Annotated in this window: 13 protein-coding genes; 8 read left to right on the top strand and 5 right to left on the bottom strand. The window is 67.6% G+C overall.

What is annotated here, in order from left to right; translation table 11 throughout:
• Positions 1-9: 9 nt before the first annotated feature.
• Entirely contained in the window at positions 10-552 is a 543-nt protein-coding gene (locus BGO47_RS01495) for a cupin domain-containing protein (protein WP_292707719.1), read from the bottom strand.
• Positions 553-731: 179 nt separating this feature from the next.
• On the opposite strand from BGO47_RS01495, the gene BGO47_RS01490 reads away from it, so the two are divergent.
• A complete protein-coding gene (locus BGO47_RS01490) occupies positions 732-875 on the top strand; it encodes a hypothetical protein (RefSeq protein ID WP_292707717.1) in 144 nt (47 codons plus the stop codon).
• Positions 876-917: 42 nt separating this feature from the next.
• On the opposite strand, the gene BGO47_RS01485 is transcribed toward BGO47_RS01490, so the two are convergent.
• Both BGO47_RS01485 and BGO47_RS01480 read right to left on the bottom strand, forming a co-directional pair.
• Positions 918-1,625, bottom strand: a complete 708-nt coding sequence (locus BGO47_RS01485; protein ID WP_292707715.1) for a GntR family transcriptional regulator — start codon at positions 1,623-1,625, stop codon at positions 918-920.
• A gap of 407 nt (positions 1,626-2,032) precedes the next feature.
• Positions 2,033-3,262: a CoA transferase gene (locus tag BGO47_RS01480; protein WP_292707713.1), complete on the bottom strand. Its 1,230-nt coding sequence runs from the start codon at positions 3,260-3,262 to the stop codon at positions 2,033-2,035.
• A gap of 183 nt (positions 3,263-3,445) precedes the next feature.
• Between BGO47_RS01480 and BGO47_RS01475 the strand changes: the two genes are divergently transcribed.
• From BGO47_RS01475 to BGO47_RS01445, 7 genes are all read left to right on the top strand, one after another.
• On the top strand, positions 3,446-4,198 hold the full coding sequence (locus tag BGO47_RS01475) for a glucose 1-dehydrogenase (RefSeq protein WP_292707710.1): 753 nt from the start codon (positions 3,446-3,448) through the stop codon (positions 4,196-4,198).
• The gene (locus tag BGO47_RS01470) at positions 4,192-5,649 is read left to right on the top strand and encodes an aldehyde dehydrogenase family protein (RefSeq protein ID WP_292707708.1); all 1,458 of its coding nucleotides are present in this window, start codon (positions 4,192-4,194) and stop codon (positions 5,647-5,649) included. The genes BGO47_RS01475 and BGO47_RS01470 overlap by 7 nt, the downstream gene beginning before the upstream one ends.
• Before the next feature lie 3 nt (positions 5,650-5,652).
• On the top strand, positions 5,653-7,017 hold the full coding sequence (locus BGO47_RS01465; RefSeq protein ID WP_292707705.1) for an MmgE/PrpD family protein: 1,365 nt from the start codon (positions 5,653-5,655) through the stop codon (positions 7,015-7,017).
• 145 nt (positions 7,018-7,162) lie between these two features.
• Positions 7,163-8,044: an amidohydrolase family protein gene (locus BGO47_RS01460; RefSeq protein WP_292707703.1), complete on the top strand. Its 882-nt coding sequence runs from the start codon at positions 7,163-7,165 to the stop codon at positions 8,042-8,044.
• Between the two features lie 36 nt (positions 8,045-8,080).
• On the top strand, positions 8,081-8,920 hold the full coding sequence (locus BGO47_RS01455) for an SDR family NAD(P)-dependent oxidoreductase (protein ID WP_292707701.1): 840 nt from the start codon (positions 8,081-8,083) through the stop codon (positions 8,918-8,920).
• Between the two features lie 44 nt (positions 8,921-8,964).
• Entirely contained in the window at positions 8,965-10,167 is a 1,203-nt protein-coding gene (locus BGO47_RS01450; RefSeq protein ID WP_292707698.1) for a cytochrome P450, read from the top strand.
• Between the two features lie 28 nt (positions 10,168-10,195).
• Complete coding sequence (locus tag BGO47_RS01445) at positions 10,196-11,425, top strand: MFS transporter (protein WP_292707695.1); 1,230 nt, start codon at positions 10,196-10,198, stop codon at positions 11,423-11,425.
• A gap of 25 nt (positions 11,426-11,450) precedes the next feature.
• On the opposite strand, the gene BGO47_RS01440 is transcribed toward BGO47_RS01445, so the two are convergent.
• On the bottom strand, positions 11,451-12,149 hold the full coding sequence (locus BGO47_RS01440) for an ATP-binding cassette domain-containing protein (protein ID WP_292707692.1): 699 nt from the start codon (positions 12,147-12,149) through the stop codon (positions 11,451-11,453).
• Positions 12,146-14,926 carry a branched-chain amino acid ABC transporter permease/ATP-binding protein gene (locus BGO47_RS01435; RefSeq protein WP_292707689.1) on the bottom strand — a complete coding sequence of 927 codons (2,781 nt, stop codon included), beginning with the start codon at positions 14,924-14,926 and terminating at the stop codon, positions 12,146-12,148. Before BGO47_RS01435 ends, BGO47_RS01440 begins: the two co-directional genes overlap by 4 nt.
• Positions 14,927-14,993: the final 67 nt, after the last annotated feature.

The raw sequence follows: 14,993 nt of genomic DNA, 5'->3' as shown, positions 1-14,993 counted from the left end.
CAAGCCTGATCAGGTCGCTGGCCGGCCCGAACACCGCCTCACACCCGCGACGCCGGTCGTCAGCTCCGACATCGTGAGGTCGTCGAGCCATGCGGGTCGCTCTATTCGCGTCGGCGGTCCGATTCGGACCCTGTCGGGAGTCCAGGCCGGCGTGACGACCGAGCAGATCAACGCGAAACCCGCGGGATCGACAAGTCGAAGTGCCTTGTAGGATCCGGCCGGGACGGTGATCATCGGCCGAGTCTCCCGAGTCACCACAGACGAGGTCACCACGCCATCGCTGTCTACGACCACGTACTCGACCGGACCACCGTCGACGATGACGTGGGTGTCATCGGCAGCAAGCCAATGCCACGCATTGATCGGGCGACGCGGGTCGAGCAGGTAATAGATGGCGTTCGCAGCTGGCGATGCCACACCGTCGACGGTTCGAACCTCTACATCCGAACGGAAGGCGGGAGTCCACCATCCCGATTCACCCTCGAGCACGCGCAGTCCCAGTCGCTCGATCCATTCGTCTGCTCGAGGATGACGGTTCACGTGCTCCATCATGCCCGCACGCCGCTTCGAGAAGAGACCGGCTCAGGGGAAGACTCCGAGCGCCCCCGCCTGGCTGAGCCGCGACCCCTCGACCGCGTCCGCGAACTCGTCGCCGAGCCGTGTTTCCACCTCGAGCGCGACGCGATGCGGTTCGTCCACGGCAAAAGCTGGGCTTCCCGAACGTGTCGATCATGGTGCTGTTCGTGCTCGCGGTAACCGAGGGACAGGCCGTCGTCGAACTGCTCGCTGACCGGTTCCTGGACCACTTCGACGGGTTCACGATCTGGCTGCGGCCCGCCAACCCCCCGCTGGATGCCGCCGCCGCGACGGCATAGCCGGCACCCCGTCATCCGCGCCTCCCCGCGGCCGCGCGAGTGTCAGCGGCGGTACTTCCCGATCAGGACCCGGTAGGCGTCCTGGACGATGGCGCTCGACATGGCTGCGGCGAGGTCCGCATCGCGCTGACAGTAAGCGATGAAGACCCTCTCGTGGTCCGCCATCGAATCACGCATGCGCCCGCTCTGAGCCATGGAGCGGTGGCGCAATTGCAGCACGCGCAGGCCCAACGAATCGAGCAGGTCGCCGAGCACCGAGTCGCCGGCGACCTGTGTCACAAGGTCGTTGTAGTGCACGTTCGCCCAGAAGTAGCCGCCCGTGTCACCGGCAGCTGCCGCATCCCGCATGACGGCGAGTCGCTCGCCCAGCTCGCGCAGCTGCTCCTCGGAGGCGCGCTCGCAAACGAGCCGCGCCGCGAGACCGCTGAGGAGCGCCCGAACCCGGTAGATCTCCTCGATCGGGGTCGCGCTGAGGTCGGTCACCCGGGGCCGGCGGCGCGCGGGCACCTCGACGAGGTTCTGCTTCTCCAGCAACATCAGTGCCTCCCGCACTGGCGTGCGACTGGTCTCGAATCGCTGGGCGAGCTCGACGGAGTTGACGTCGCTGCCCGGGGCGAGTTCGCCATCGATGATGCGCAGGCCCACGTCGAGCGCGATGCGCGCCACCAGGGATCCCTGCCGGTCTTCCAGACGCAGCATCCGCGTCATCATCCTGATCGCGGTGTCCCGCTGAGGGCCGTCCAGATCCACGTCAATCCTCCCGGTCGCGGGTGTCCGGGCCGGCCGGGGCGAGGACACCATTCCGACCATACCGCGCCCCCCATGCCCTGCGGAGAGCCGCACGCAGGATCGTGACGACCGTGCCGGAGCTGCGGCTACCGCTGATGACGAGGGCCGCGATGATCGAGGGCGCAGTGGTCCGGATGCAGCCTAGGAACTCTCCCCACCGATGAACATGAGCGGGGCCAACCCTCCTCGTGGGGGCGTCCGACACGGTCCCCCGGCCAGCCGTAGAAGGCGGAGACCCATACCAAGAAGCAGAGCCAACTCGCGAGCCGTGCGCCTTCCGGGCCACCTTCGGGATGCACGCCAGTAGCGTTGCGGCGCGCAGCGCAGGACCGGCGACATCGCGCTTATCCCACGGCTCTCCGCGTTCGTCAGGCCCGGATGGGTGCCTTCTTCTCCGTGGCGATGACCCCCGCGGCGATGAGCTGCGCGATGCGCTCCGCGTCATAGCCGAGAACCTCGGCGAGCACCTCTGGGCCGGCCGCTCCGACCGCCTGGGGGAACGAGTTCTCGGTGCGAGCGGAGTCCTGGAGCTTGACCGGGTTTCCGAGCGTGCGGACGCTCTCGCCCTCCCCCTCCAGCTGGATCACCATCTCGCGATGCAGGACCTGCGGGTGGGTGAGTGCCTGCTCCAGGTTGTTGACCGTCGCGACCGGGATACCGTTCTCGTTGAACAGCTCCACCCACTCGACCGCCTCACGGGCGAGGAAGGCGGGCTCGAGATACCCCCACAGCGCCTCCTTGTTCCGCAGCCGATCCGGGTTGGTGAGGAACCGCTCATCCTCAATGAGCTCCTCGAGGCCGAGCACCTTCGCCATGCTCTGCCACATCCGCTCGGTGTTCGCGGTCGTGACGAGGCTCGTGCCGTTGCGCGCGGCGAACAGCCGGTAGGTGGGGATTGCGTCATGACGCGCACCCTGCGGACCGGGAATCACGCCGGATTGCAGGTAGTACGTGCCCTGGTAGCTGAGCAGCGCGATCAGGCAGTCCAGCATCGAGATGTCCACGAAGTCGCCGAGACCGGTCGCCTTCCGGCGCAGCAGCGCCGCCTCGATGCCGATCACCGCATGCAGCCCGGCGGCGATGTCACCGATCGGGTTGCCCGTGCGCACGGGCGAGCCCCCGGGCTCACCGGTGAGGCTCATGGTGCCCGACAAGGCCTGCACGATCATGTCATAGGCAGGCAGCCCGGCGCCGGGGCCGTCCTGCCCGAATCCCGAGATCGAGCACCAGACCAGTTCCGGACGACGCGCCCGTTCGATCTCGCGGTCGATACCCAGCCGGGCGAGCACGCCCGGCCGGAAGTTCTCGACCACCACATCGCTCTTGTCGATCAGTTCACGAAGGACCTCGACGGCACCGGCCGCCTTCATGTCAACCGCCACACTCCGCTTGTTCCGGTTGATCGTGTGGAAGTAGAGGCTGTCGCCCCGGACGTAGTGCGGGGGGACGATACGACTCGAATCGCCGACCGGAGCCTCGATCTTGATGATGTCCGCGCCAAGGTCACCGAGAACCTGTGTGCCGTGAGGACCGGCGAGGAACTGCGTGAAATCCAGTACGCGGATCCCCGCTAGCGGGCCGGGGTAGCTGTCGGCCATCGTGTTCTCCGTATCTTTCGGTCATGCGAGCGACAACACTGTGCGCCTGCCGCGGATCTTCTCCTCAAACTTAGGCCACCCCAGGAGCAGCTGTCGACACTTGACGAGCCAGGGCGGGCAATATACGCTCATTCTGGGCGAATCGCGTCCTTTAAGTCGACACAAAAGAGAGTTGGGGCAACGATGCGGTTGCAGGACGAAGTAGCCATCATCACCGGCGGCGGTTCCGGCATGGGTCGCGCAGGCGCTGTTCGTTTCGCGAAGGAAGGCGCCGCCGTCGTCATCGTCGATCTGAACCTCGAGGCCGCCCAGGAGACGGCCGAGCTCGTCGAGGCCGAAGGTGGCAAGGCGGTCGCGGTGAGCGCAGACATCTCGACACTTGAAGGCAACCAGGCCGCCGTCAGCGCGGCCGTCGAGGCCTTCGGCAAGCTGTCCATCTTCTGGGCCAACGCCGGCATCGCCGACGTGGTCGGTCCGCTGGCTGACGCATCCGAGGAGCGCTTCAAGCTCATGAACGCGGTGAACGTGTTCGGTCCGTGGAACGGCGCAAGGGCAGCGATGCCGGAGCTCGCCAAGGCGAAGGGCTCGTTCCTCATCACCGCGTCGCTGTCCGGACTGAAGGCCCGCCCCGGCAGCGCCGCCTACTCCGCCACGAAGGCCGCCGCCGTGCACCTCGTCCGGATGCTGGCCGTCGAGTTCGCCCCCGACGTGCGCGTGAACGGCATCGACCCGGTCGCGACCGAGACCCCGATGCAAGCCGTCTTCAACCCCGGCGCCCGCGAGGCCGAGGCCAAGCCAAAGATCGTCGCCGGCATCCCCCTGGGCCGCCTCGCCACCCCGGACGACATCGCGAACGCCGCGCTCTTCCTGAGCTCGCGCGAGGCCTCCATGATCACCGGCCACAACCTGGTCGTCGATGGCGGTGCACTGTGCTGAGCGAAGCCCCCGCAGTAGCCGAGTTCTACGGCTCCTTCATCGGCGGCGAGGAGGCCTCCGCAAGCACGGCGTCGACCTTCCAGACCTTCGATCCGGCAACTGGTCTTCCACTCACCACGATCCAGCGCGGAGCCCAGGCTGACGTCGATGCCGCCGTTGCGAACGCCCAGGAGGCGTTCCCAGCCTGGCGCGACCTGCCCGGTTTCGAGAGGGGCCGCATCCTCCTCGCGATCAGCAGGAAGATCCTGGAGAACAAGGACCGACTGGTCGAGCTCGAGTCCCGCGACAACGGAAAGTCCTACATGGACGCCGGCTTCGACGTCATCACGGCCGCACGGTACTTCGAGTACTACGCCGGCGTGGCAGACAAGCTCGGCGGGGAGACCATCCCGATCGGCGCGACGCACGTCTCGTACACGCGCCCGGAGCCCTACGGCGTCACCGCGCACATCGTGCCGTGGAACGCCGCCTTCCAACAGGCCGCTCGCGGTGTCGCCCCGGCGCTTGCCGCCGGAAACGTCGCCGTGGTGAAGCCCGCGGAGGACACTTCGATCACGACCGTGGTGCTTGCCAAGCTCGCCATCGAGGCCGGCCTGCCGGCGGGCGTCTTCAACGTGGTCACCGGTCTCGGCCGCGAGGCCGGTGCCGCGCTGGTGAAGCACCCCGGGGTCTCCCGCATCACGTTCACCGGTTCGGTCCCGACTGGACAGGAAATCATGCGGTCCGCCGCGGAGAACCTCAACCCGGTCACCCTCGAACTCGGCGGGAAGGGCCCGAACATCATCTTCGAGGATGCCGATCTCTCCGCGGCCATCCCGGGCTCGCTGATGGCGATCAACATCAACGCCGGCCAGGTGTGCGCAGCGGGCTCGCGCCTGCTCGTGCACAGCTCGATCCACGACCAGGTCGTCGAGAAGCTCGTCACGATGAACGCAGGCGTGAAGCTCGGTGCGGGCTGGACCGGAGCCCAGATGGGACCGATCACCACCGCGGCGCAGTTCAAGAAGGTGCAAGAGTATCTTGAGATCGGCAAGAACGAGGGTGCGATCGTGGCCGTCGGCGGCTCAGCTGCGACCGGTGACGGCGTGGACGGCGGCCAGTTCATCCAGCCGACGATCTTCACCGGCGTGAAGAACTCGATGCGCATCGCTCAGGAGGAGATCTTCGGGCCGGTGCTGTCGGTCATCGTGTTCGACACCGAGGACGAGGCCGTGGCGATCGCCAATGACACCCCCTACGGTCTTACCGCGGGGATGTGGACGCAGAACCTCGGACGGGCCCACCGGGTCGCCGCGCAGATCGAGGCTGGGCAGGTGTCGGTGAACGACTATTTCGCCGGCGGCGTCCAGGCTCCGTTCGGTGGATACAAAGCATCCGGCATTGGCCGGGAGAAGGGGATGTCGGCCATCCACGAGTACCTGCAGACCAAGGCCGTCAGCATCAAGCTGTAGCGGATGTCTACGCCTGGTGTGCTCGATGCACTCCGCACCCAGGTGGCTCGGAGTCGCGCGCTGCGCTTCCCCGAGTTGCCGGACCGGGTCCGTGCGACCGCGTACCACAGCCTTCTCGATTGGCTCGGGTGCGCGGTCGCAGGCTCTGCGGAGGAGACCACTGCGCTCGCACGCGCAGCCCTCGATCCGGTCGCCGGCACGTCTGCCGTGATCGGGTCGCCGGCCAGAGTGGGCTGGCGGGACGCAATCGTCCTCAATGGCGTGCACGGTCACGCCCTCGATTTCGATGACATGCTGCCCGAATTCCAGGGCCATCCCAGCGCCGCGATCTTCCCGGCGCTGCTCGTGCTCGGCCAGGAACGCGGGTCCACCGTCGAAGAGGCCCTCGCGGCGTACGTCGCCGGCGTCGAGATCGGCGTGTGGGTCGCCCGGCAGGTGATGCCGGAGCACTACGATGCCGGTTGGCACGGTACCGGCACGATGGGCGTGTTCGCAGCCGCGGCCGGCGCGGCGAAGCTGTTGGACCTCGATGAGGATCAGTGGATCGCCGCACTCGACTTCGCCGCCACCCAGTCCGCGGGGATCCGAGCCCTGTTCGGTACTCCGGGAAAACCCCTGCATGCGGGCAAGTCAGCGGAGGCCGGTGCACTCGCGGCCCGCCTCGCGCAGGCGGGCGCGGCGTCGCACGGCCAGGGATTGGTCGCACCACGGGGTTATCTCGCCCTGTATAGCGCCGGCAAGACCGCCCCGGCCGAGCCGCTGGGATACGAATGGGCTCTGGAGGGGATGCTTTACAAGGCCTACGCGTCCTGCTACATGACGCAATCCGTGGTGGACGGCGCCCTCGAACTGCGCGAGCAGGTCGGCGCGGAGCGGATCGATTCGGTCGTGGTCACCGTCAGCCCCAAGCTGCGCGATGTCTGCGCGATCGAGGACCCGCGCACCGGCAACGAGGCCAAGTTCAGCATCCATGCCACCACGGCGCTGGGACTGCTGGGCTGGGATCTCTCCGCGGAGGCCACGTTCTCGCCGTCGACGCTCCTCGACGAGGACTACCGACGCCTGCGCGAGCGGGTCTTCCTCGAGTACGATCCCGCGCTGGGCGGGAACGAGCCGCGCTCGCGGATCCGCCTCCAACTTGCCTCGGGTCGGGTACTCAGCGTCGAGCGGGATCGAGGCGTGCCGGAGGCGGACCTCCCGGCGCGCGGGTCCGCACTGGCCCGAAAGACCACAGCCCTTGCCGGGGACCGGCTCGGACCGCAAGCGCTGGACGCGCTGGTGTCGGCGGCCGGAGACCCGACGACACCGATCGCCCGCCTGTGCGCTCTCGCCACAACTGTCGCCTCTACAGCCACAATGCCGCAATAAAGTCGCCCAAACTGGGGTAAAGTGTCGACACAGGGCGATAATGGCCGCGTCATCCCCGACGACGGAGTCGGCCTTCGGGCCCCCTCATCGTCACCGAGCCTCGGGCCACACCCGGTCTCACGAGAAGATGAATGGAAAGACCATCATGACCGCTGCACGACTCACGCTCGACGACGTCGTGGCGATCGACTTCCACGCGCACGCGCTGAACAGCGCGACTGCGCCCGAAGACGCGGCCGCGAAGAAGATCAAGGCGGACCAAGCCGACCGGTGGAAGTCGGATCTCGTCAATATCGACCTGGACGGGACCGCTCAGTATTACCGTGAGCGCAAGATGATGGCGGTCATCTTCGGCGTCGACTCCGAACGGCACATGGGCGACAAGCGCGTGCCGAACATCGAGGTCGCGGAGGCGGCAGCACGCCACGACGACGTGTTCGTCCCGTTCGCGAGCATCGACCCGTACCGCGGTAAGGCTGCAATTGCAGAAGCCGTCGACCTCATCGAGAACCACGGCGTCCAGGGCTTCAAGTTCCACCCCAGCGTGCAGGACTTCGCGCCGGACGACCGGCTGGCGTGCGACCTCTACGAAGTGATCGCGGGGTACAAACGGATCGCATTGTTCCACTCCGGCCAGACCGGCATCGGCCGCAATTTCCCGGGGGGCGGGGGTGTGCGTCTCAAGTACTCCAACCCGATGTATTACGACGACCTGGCCGTCGACTTCCCCGACATGACGATCGTGATCGCCCACCCGTCCTTCCCCTGGCAGGATGAGGCACTCGCCGTCGCCCGCCACAAGCAGAACGTGTTCATCGACCTGTCAGGCTGGTCGCCGAAGTACTTCGACCCGAAGCTCATTCAGCACTCGAACAACCTCCTCAAGGACAAGGTGCTATTCGGGAGCGACTTCCCCCTGCTGACACCGGATCGCTGGCTCGCGGACTTCGCACAGGCCCCCTTCAAGGACGAGGTCCGTAGCCTCATCCTGAAAGACAACGCGGTGCGCGTCCTCGGACTGCGCTGAGCGACGGAACACCAGGGGACGCGTAAAGGAGCGCAGATGGACTTCACGGGTAAGACGGCAGTCGTCACCGGCGGCGCGAGTGGCATGGGCTACGCCATGGCCGAGCGGTTCCTTGCCGAGGGCGCGAACGTCGTCATCGCAGACATCGAGCGTGAGGCGCTCGACCGTGCCGCGCACACACTCGGCCTTCTTGGTGACGTCCTGGCGGTGCGAACCGACGTGTCCAGCGAGGAGAGCGTGCAGGCGCTCGCCGACGAGACAATCGAGCGCTTCGGTGGCGTGCACATCCTGTGCAACAACGCCGGCGTCGAGACCGGGGGCAGCTTCGGCGCGATCGCCGCCCGCTCCTGGCGGTGGGTGATGGACGTGAACTTCTTCGGCGTGCTGAACGGTTGCCGGGTCTTCCTGCCACTGCTCGAGGAGCAGCCGGAGGCGCACATCGTGAACACCGCCTCGGTCGCGGCCTTCAACACCGGCACGGCCACGATGACTCCGTACGCCACGTCGAAGTTCGCTGTGCTAGCGCTGTCCGAGTCGCTCGACATCGAACTGCGCGCGCGCAACGCGACGGTTGCCATGCACCTGCTCGCGCCCGGTCCGGTCAAGACCCGCATGGTGGAGGCGGAGCGCAACAAACCCGCCGATGTCCAACTGTCCGCGGAGCCCGAGCGGATCGCACAGATGGAGAACCTCGCCAGGCTCACCGCCGAGGTCGGGCTCGAACCCTCCGAGGTCGCCGGGATGGTCTACGACGCCATCCAGGACGGCGGCTTCTTCATCCTCACCCATCCCGAGCACGCGCTGACCGGTGTCCGCAAGCGCCTGCACTGGATGGAGACCGGCGAAGCACCCGCCCCTCGCATCGCCGGCACCTGATCCCGCACAGCCACGACGTCGCCGTATTCAAGGAGGAATAGAGCATGAGCACCATACCCGTCCCCGCCGGCATCCCGGTCTTCGATGGAGACCCGTTCTCCATGGAGGCCCTCGCCGATCCGATCGGATTCGACAGCAAGGTCCGCGAGCTCGGCCCCGTGGTCTACATCTCCCGGTACGACTACTACGCCATCACGCAGTGGGCCGACATCCAGAAGGGGCTGCGCGACTGGCGCCGCATCTCCTCCGCGAGCCGGCCTTTCTACGAGCCCAACCCGTACCGCCCCACGGTTCTCGTGCTGGAGGATCCGCCCTCGCACACGCAGAACAAGGGCGCCGCGATGGCCGTCCTCTCCGGCGAGAACCTCGTCCGGTTCGAGGAGTACTTCGCGGCCGAGGCAGAGCGGCTCGTCAACGAGATCCTGGCGAACGGTCCGGCCGAGATCGATGCCTTCCACGACCTGTCGGTGAAGTACGTCCTCAAGGTCTTCCCCGACATGCTCGGTCTGCCGGAGGAAGGTCGCGAGCTGCTCCTCAAGTTCGGCGACGGCGTGTTCAACGTCTTCGGCCCGGAGACCGAGTTTCAGAAGCAGAAGCTCGCCGGAGCGGCCCTCGCGCAGGACTGGGTCGAACGCAACACCTACCGTGAGGTCCAGAAGGAAGGCAGCGTCGGCTGGCAGCTCTACCAGCTGGCGGACCAGGGCAAGCTTCCCGAGGAGGACGCCCGCCAGATCCTCAAGTCGATCTTCGGCGCAGGGTTTGACACGACGACGGCCTCGATCGCATCGATGATCCGCGCGCTGGCCGACAACCCGGCCGAGTGGGAGAAGCTCAAGGCCAATCCAGACCTCGTCGACAACGCCTGGGAGGAGTCGATCCGCTACTACCCGGCATCCCGGTTCGGCGGCCGCTACGCGAAGGAGGCCGTGGAGGTCGGTGAGCACACCATCCCGCAGGGCGCGAACATCCTGATGATGTGGCTCGGCAGCGGTCGGGATCACCGCAAGTACGACGCGCCCGATACCTACCTCGTCGACCGCGATCTCACGGGCGGGCACCTGTCGTTCGGCTTCGGTATCCACACCTGCGCCGGCAACCTCGTCGCGCGTCTCGAGGCACGCGTCCTGCTGCGCGAGCTCGTGAAGCGGATCGACACGATCGAGCTCACCGGCGAGCCCCGTCAGGCGATGAACTACCAAGCGTTCGGGCACGAGTACGTCCCAGTCCGCCTGACCCCCAGGCCTTGACCGCGGCCCCGATCCGGAACGCGATGGGTTGAGTGGATCCCTGAGGCCGGCCCGTTCGTCATCTGAGCGTGCTGGCCTCGGCCGTCGGCGCACGGAGACGGTCCGCCTGTGGACGCGTGGCTTCGTCACTGTCCTCGGGGTCAACCTGCTCCTGAGCGTCGTTTTCTATCTGCTCATCACGAGCCTCGCGGTGTACGCGGCGGACCGGTTCGCGGCCGACGACATCCTCGCCGGGCTCGCTTCCTCGGCCTACATCCTCGGTGCGGTGGGGTCCCGACTCACGGCGTCCGCGTTCGTGGACCGGGTCGGTGCCCGCAGGCTCTTCCTCTTCGGGGCGGCCGCATTCGTCGCCGCATCCGGACTCTACCTCGTGGTCAACGACCTGTGGCTCCTGATCCTCGTCCGCCTCGCCCACGGCCTCGCCTTCGGCATCACCCACTCGGCGGTCGGCGGGCTCGCGCAGGCCCGCATCCCCACCAGACGTCGCGGTGAAGGCACAGGCTACTTCGCCATGGCGGGGACGGTGGGCGCCGGCATCGGTCCCCTCCTGGCCGTTATGCTGCTGCGGTTCGACGGCTTCTCCGTCCTGTTCCTGGCGACCACGGCTGTGTCGCTCACGGCCCTGCTCGTCGGCCTGACCATCCCGCGGCTCCCCGCCGATGCGCCACGCACCGTCCGCGCGAGCACCCGCATCCCGGTTCTCGTGCGCCCCGTGCTACCGATCGGATGGGTGGCGCTCCTGCAGTCACTGGGGTACGCCTCCCTCACCGCGTTCCTCACCGAGTACTCGATCGATGTCGGCAGCCCGGCGAGTGCCGGCTGGTTCTTTCTCCTCTATGCCGGATGCGTCATCGTCGTCCGCCTGTTCGCCGGCCGGGTGTACGACCGGTTTGGGACGGATCTGGTGGTGTATCCCGGACTCGCGCTATACCTCGGCGGGCTGATCTTGCTGGCCTTCCCCCCGGGGACCGGGACAATCCTCGCGGCGGCGGTCCTCATCGGAATCGGCTACGGTGCCCTGCTGCCCGCCGGTCTCGCGATCGCCGCGGAGCGCGCCGGCACAGATCGCCCGGGCGGTGCGTTCGCGACGTACTTCATGTTCGTCGACCTCGGCTACGGACTGGGACCGGTGATCCTCGGTGGGGTCCTGGGCCTCTGGGGATGGAGTGCCATGTTCCTCGCCGGGGCCGGTGCCGCCGCGCTGGCGGGCGTGCTGTACCTCCTCGTCCAGCGTGGACACCGCCGAGCGGCGGACTGAGCACCGGGAACGCGCGCGGTCCGATCTAGGCCGCGTTCGTCAGGTACAGGTCCATGATCCGGTTCGGGCTGTTGCGCAGTTCCGCCGCATCTTCCTGCAGGACGATGCGCCCGCGTACGAGCACACTCGCACGGTCAACCGCTCCAAGGGCGACGGGCACGTGCTGCTCGACCAGGAGCACGGCCGCGCCCTCGTCCGCCGCGGCGCGCAGGGCCTGGACCAGACGAGCGACGATCAGCGGGGCGAGACCGAGCGACAGCTCGTCCGCCAGGATCACCCGCGGCTCGGCGGCCAGGATGCGCGCCAGGGCCAGCATCTGCTGCTGACCGCCCGAGAGTAGCCCGGCACGGCGGCCGAGGTGCTCCTGGAGCTCAGGGAAGAATCCGATCGCACGATCGATGCTCCCCCGGCCGAGCCGGAGGTTGTCCCGCACGGACAGCGGCGGGAATATCCCGCGGTCGTCCGTAAGCAGGGCGAGCCCCTCCTGCTTGGCCGCCTTGTACAGGCTGCCGGGGTGCTTGCGGCCGTTGAGCTCCAGGGTGCCGCCGAGCGGTTTCACCGCGCCAGCGATCGTCAGGAGGGTTGTGGTCTTGCCCGCGCCGTTCGTTCCGAACAACCCGTGCATCTCCCCTTCCCGCACCTCGAGGTCGAGATCCGAGACGACCGGCTGGCCGTTGTAGCCGGCGTTCAGACCGGCGAGGCGGATGCGGACTGCGTCGCTCATACTCGTTCCTTCCTCTGTCCACGGGCACGGGTGACCGCCACGAACGATGTGTTCATCCCAGCGCCCTCGGGCACCTCTTCTTCGCCACCGCCCAGGTACGCCGAGATGACGCGGGGGTGGTTGCGGACCTCAGTCGGCTCGCCGGTGGCGATGACCTCACCGAAGTCCAAGGCGATCACCTGGTCGGAAACGCCCATGACGAGATCGACGTCGTGTTCGATGATGAGCACTGCGATTCCCCAATCATCGGCGATCTTGCGGACGAGGTCACGCAGCTCGACCCGTTCGGTCGCGCCGAGACCTGCTGCGGGCTCGTCGAGCAGCAGCACGCGGGGCGCACCGGCGAGGGCGCGGGCGATGGCCAACAGTCGGCGCTCTCCGTAAGAGAGGTCGCTCGGCTTGTCCGCCAGTCGGTCCGCGAGGCCGAACGCGGCGACCGCTGCCTTCGCGGCTTCGCTGAGTTCATGCCTCTCTGGCAGGACACCGGCGAGGAGCGTCCGCCACCAGGCCGGCTTGTCCGCCGCGACCGTCAGGTTGTCGATCACGGTGAGGTCCTCGAAAAGTTCCAGCGACTGGAACGAGCGGGCGAGGCCCTTTGACGCGCGATATGCCGGCGAGGTCCCCATCAGCTCTTCGCCGTCCATGCGGATCGAGCCGCTCTGCGGCCTGTTGTATCCGGTGATCGCCTCGATGAGCGTCGTCTTGCCGGCACCGTTCGGGCCGATCACTCCGAGCACTTCCCCGGGCCTGATCACCAGGGCAACGTCCTTCAGCACCCGGTTCCCAGCGAACGCAACGTTCAGTCCGGTGACGTGCACCGAAGCGCCCTCGACCTCGACGGGGGCGACGGGCCCCGCCCCGGCGGCGAGGATGCGCTGGTGCGCGCGCTCACGGCGTTCCTTGACGCCAGGGATGAGCCCGAAGAGGCGATTCATGTCACGCGCCTGGAGCGCCGCGATACCGGCGGGCGCCGTGATCAGGGTGATGAGCATCAGCAGACCGGCGAGCAGCGTCAGCCAGGAGCCCCCCGAGAAGAGCTCGAATACCTTGTAGCCGATGGCGTTTGTCTGCATCGCGGTTCCGCCGATGGCGCCACCGACCCAACCGATACCACCGGTAGTGGCTTGCGCGATGCCGTTGATCGCCGCGTTCGGACCGAACTTTCCGCCCGAGCCGCTGTCGTCCAAGCGCAGCACGGTCTGCATGAAGGCGATGAGCACGCCGCCGACGCCGGCGACAACGCCGGAGACGACGAATGCGTAGAGCTTCGTGCGTGCCACCGAGATACCGATCGCCGCGGAGGCCGCCTCGTTCCCGCGCACCGCGACGAGGCGACGGCCGGTCGCGCTACGGCGCAGGTTCAGTACCATGATGCCGATCAGGACGAGCACGATCAGGGCGAACGTGCCGTAGCTGCGCGGATGCGTCAGGTAGTCGATCGGGAGCCCGAACAGGGTGGGCGCGCCGAGGTTGAGACCGCCGAGCCCGCCGGCGATGGCACCGTTGTTGAGCACCATCGACTGGAATCCGACCGCGAGGCCAAGGGTGACCACGGCGAGCGATGTCCCGCGGGTGCGGACGGCGGGAAGACCGACGAGGAGCCCCACCGGGATCGTGGCAAGGACGGCGACGATCGCCGCGGGCAGGAAGTCCCAGCCCCATGCGGAGGTCAGCAGGCCCGAGACGAGGGCGGCGACGCCCGCAAGTGCAAAGGAGGCGAGACTCAGCTGGCCGGCGTAGCCGGTCACCACCACGATCGAGACGAGGACGATCGCCGACGTGACACTGATCGTGATCGCCGTCACCCAGTCATTGGGCGCGGTCCAGATCGCCAGCCCGATGAGCACGGCGAACACGAGCATCGGCACCCACGGGATACGCCCGGACGCGATCTGCGGGAGGCGCTCGGCACTCTCACCGCGGTTCGGCAGGGAGCTGCCTCGCATCGCGAGGAGCACGACCACGATGAGGAACGGCACGGCGTCCTGGATGCCGGGGACGCCCGAGGCGAACCGCCCGAGCTCGGCCTGGGCAACGCCGATGGCGATGCCGCCGAGGAATGTCAGCCAGTAACTTTGCATGTTGCCGATGAGCGCCACGGAGAGGACGGGCACGACGAGCGTGAGCGATAGCGCCGGCGTCAACGAGGTGACGGGGGCGAGGAGAACACCCGCGACGGCGGACAGGCCACCGGCAATCATCCAGTTCACGAAGCTCACGGTGCCGGGGTTCCAGGTACCCAGGGCCGCGAGCGCACGGGTGTTGGACGACAGGGCGGTGGAGGCGAGGCCGAGCGGCGTGCGCTTGTAGACGAGCCAGAGGACAGCCGTCAGCGCGAGCGCGATGACGAAGGTGAGGATGCGGTCGAGGCCGACGCTGACGCCGAGGATGTTGACCGTGTCGGTGGGCAGCCAGGCCGGGACGATGGCGGGCTGGTAACCGTACCGGATGTTGAGGATCGACTGCAGGACGAGCAGCACGCCGATCGTGGCGATCGCCTTCGTCAGGGTGCTGGCGTTGCTCAGGGGTCGCATGACGATCAGTTCGACCAGGCCGCCGATCGCCATGCCGACCAGGATCGCGAGGACGAGGGCGACCGGCCACGGGACGAAGCCGAGGAAGTCGCGGTACAGATAGGCGGCCGAGATCGCGATCGCCGCGGTGGAGAAGTTCATGACGCGCGAGGCGCGATTGACCACATTGATCCCGAGCGCCAGCAGCGCCAGGACCGATCCCGCGGCAGCACCGTAGATCGCGAAACGAAGGATGTCGATCATGGTCGCTTCCTCTTCTTGGGGGCAGGACAAAGGGTGCCGTGCCCCGCTGTTGCGGGGCACGGCGAGG

The organism is Microbacterium sp. 67-17 (genome assembly GCF_001898325.1).
GTDB classification, from domain to species: Bacteria; Actinomycetota; Actinomycetes; order Actinomycetales; family Microbacteriaceae; genus Microbacterium; species Microbacterium schleiferi.
The sequence above is the reverse complement of the archived record's forward strand: the minus strand, read 5'-3'. Positions and strand labels throughout refer to the sequence as shown.

Coding starts and splice junctions, on each gene's coding strand:
- BGO47_RS01450 (WP_292707698.1), top strand. CDS start 8,965: ATGAGCACCATACCCGTCCCCGCCGGCATCCCGGTCTTCGATGGAGAC.
- BGO47_RS01495 (WP_292707719.1), bottom strand. CDS start 552: ATGATGGAGCACGTGAACCGTCATCCTCGAGCAGACGAATGGATCGAG.
- BGO47_RS01455 (WP_292707701.1), top strand. CDS start 8,081: ATGGACTTCACGGGTAAGACGGCAGTCGTCACCGGCGGCGCGAGTGGC.
- BGO47_RS01460 (WP_292707703.1), top strand. CDS start 7,163: ATGACCGCTGCACGACTCACGCTCGACGACGTCGTGGCGATCGACTTC.
- BGO47_RS01490 (WP_292707717.1), top strand. CDS start 732: ATGGTGCTGTTCGTGCTCGCGGTAACCGAGGGACAGGCCGTCGTCGAA.
- BGO47_RS01465 (WP_292707705.1), top strand. CDS start 5,653: ATGTCTACGCCTGGTGTGCTCGATGCACTCCGCACCCAGGTGGCTCGG.
- BGO47_RS01475 (WP_292707710.1), top strand. CDS start 3,446: ATGCGGTTGCAGGACGAAGTAGCCATCATCACCGGCGGCGGTTCCGGC.
- BGO47_RS01480 (WP_292707713.1), bottom strand. CDS start 3,262: ATGGCCGACAGCTACCCCGGCCCGCTAGCGGGGATCCGCGTACTGGAT.
- BGO47_RS01440 (WP_292707692.1), bottom strand. CDS start 12,149: ATGAGCGACGCAGTCCGCATCCGCCTCGCCGGTCTGAACGCCGGCTAC.
- BGO47_RS01435 (WP_292707689.1), bottom strand. CDS start 14,926: ATGATCGACATCCTTCGTTTCGCGATCTACGGTGCTGCCGCGGGATCG.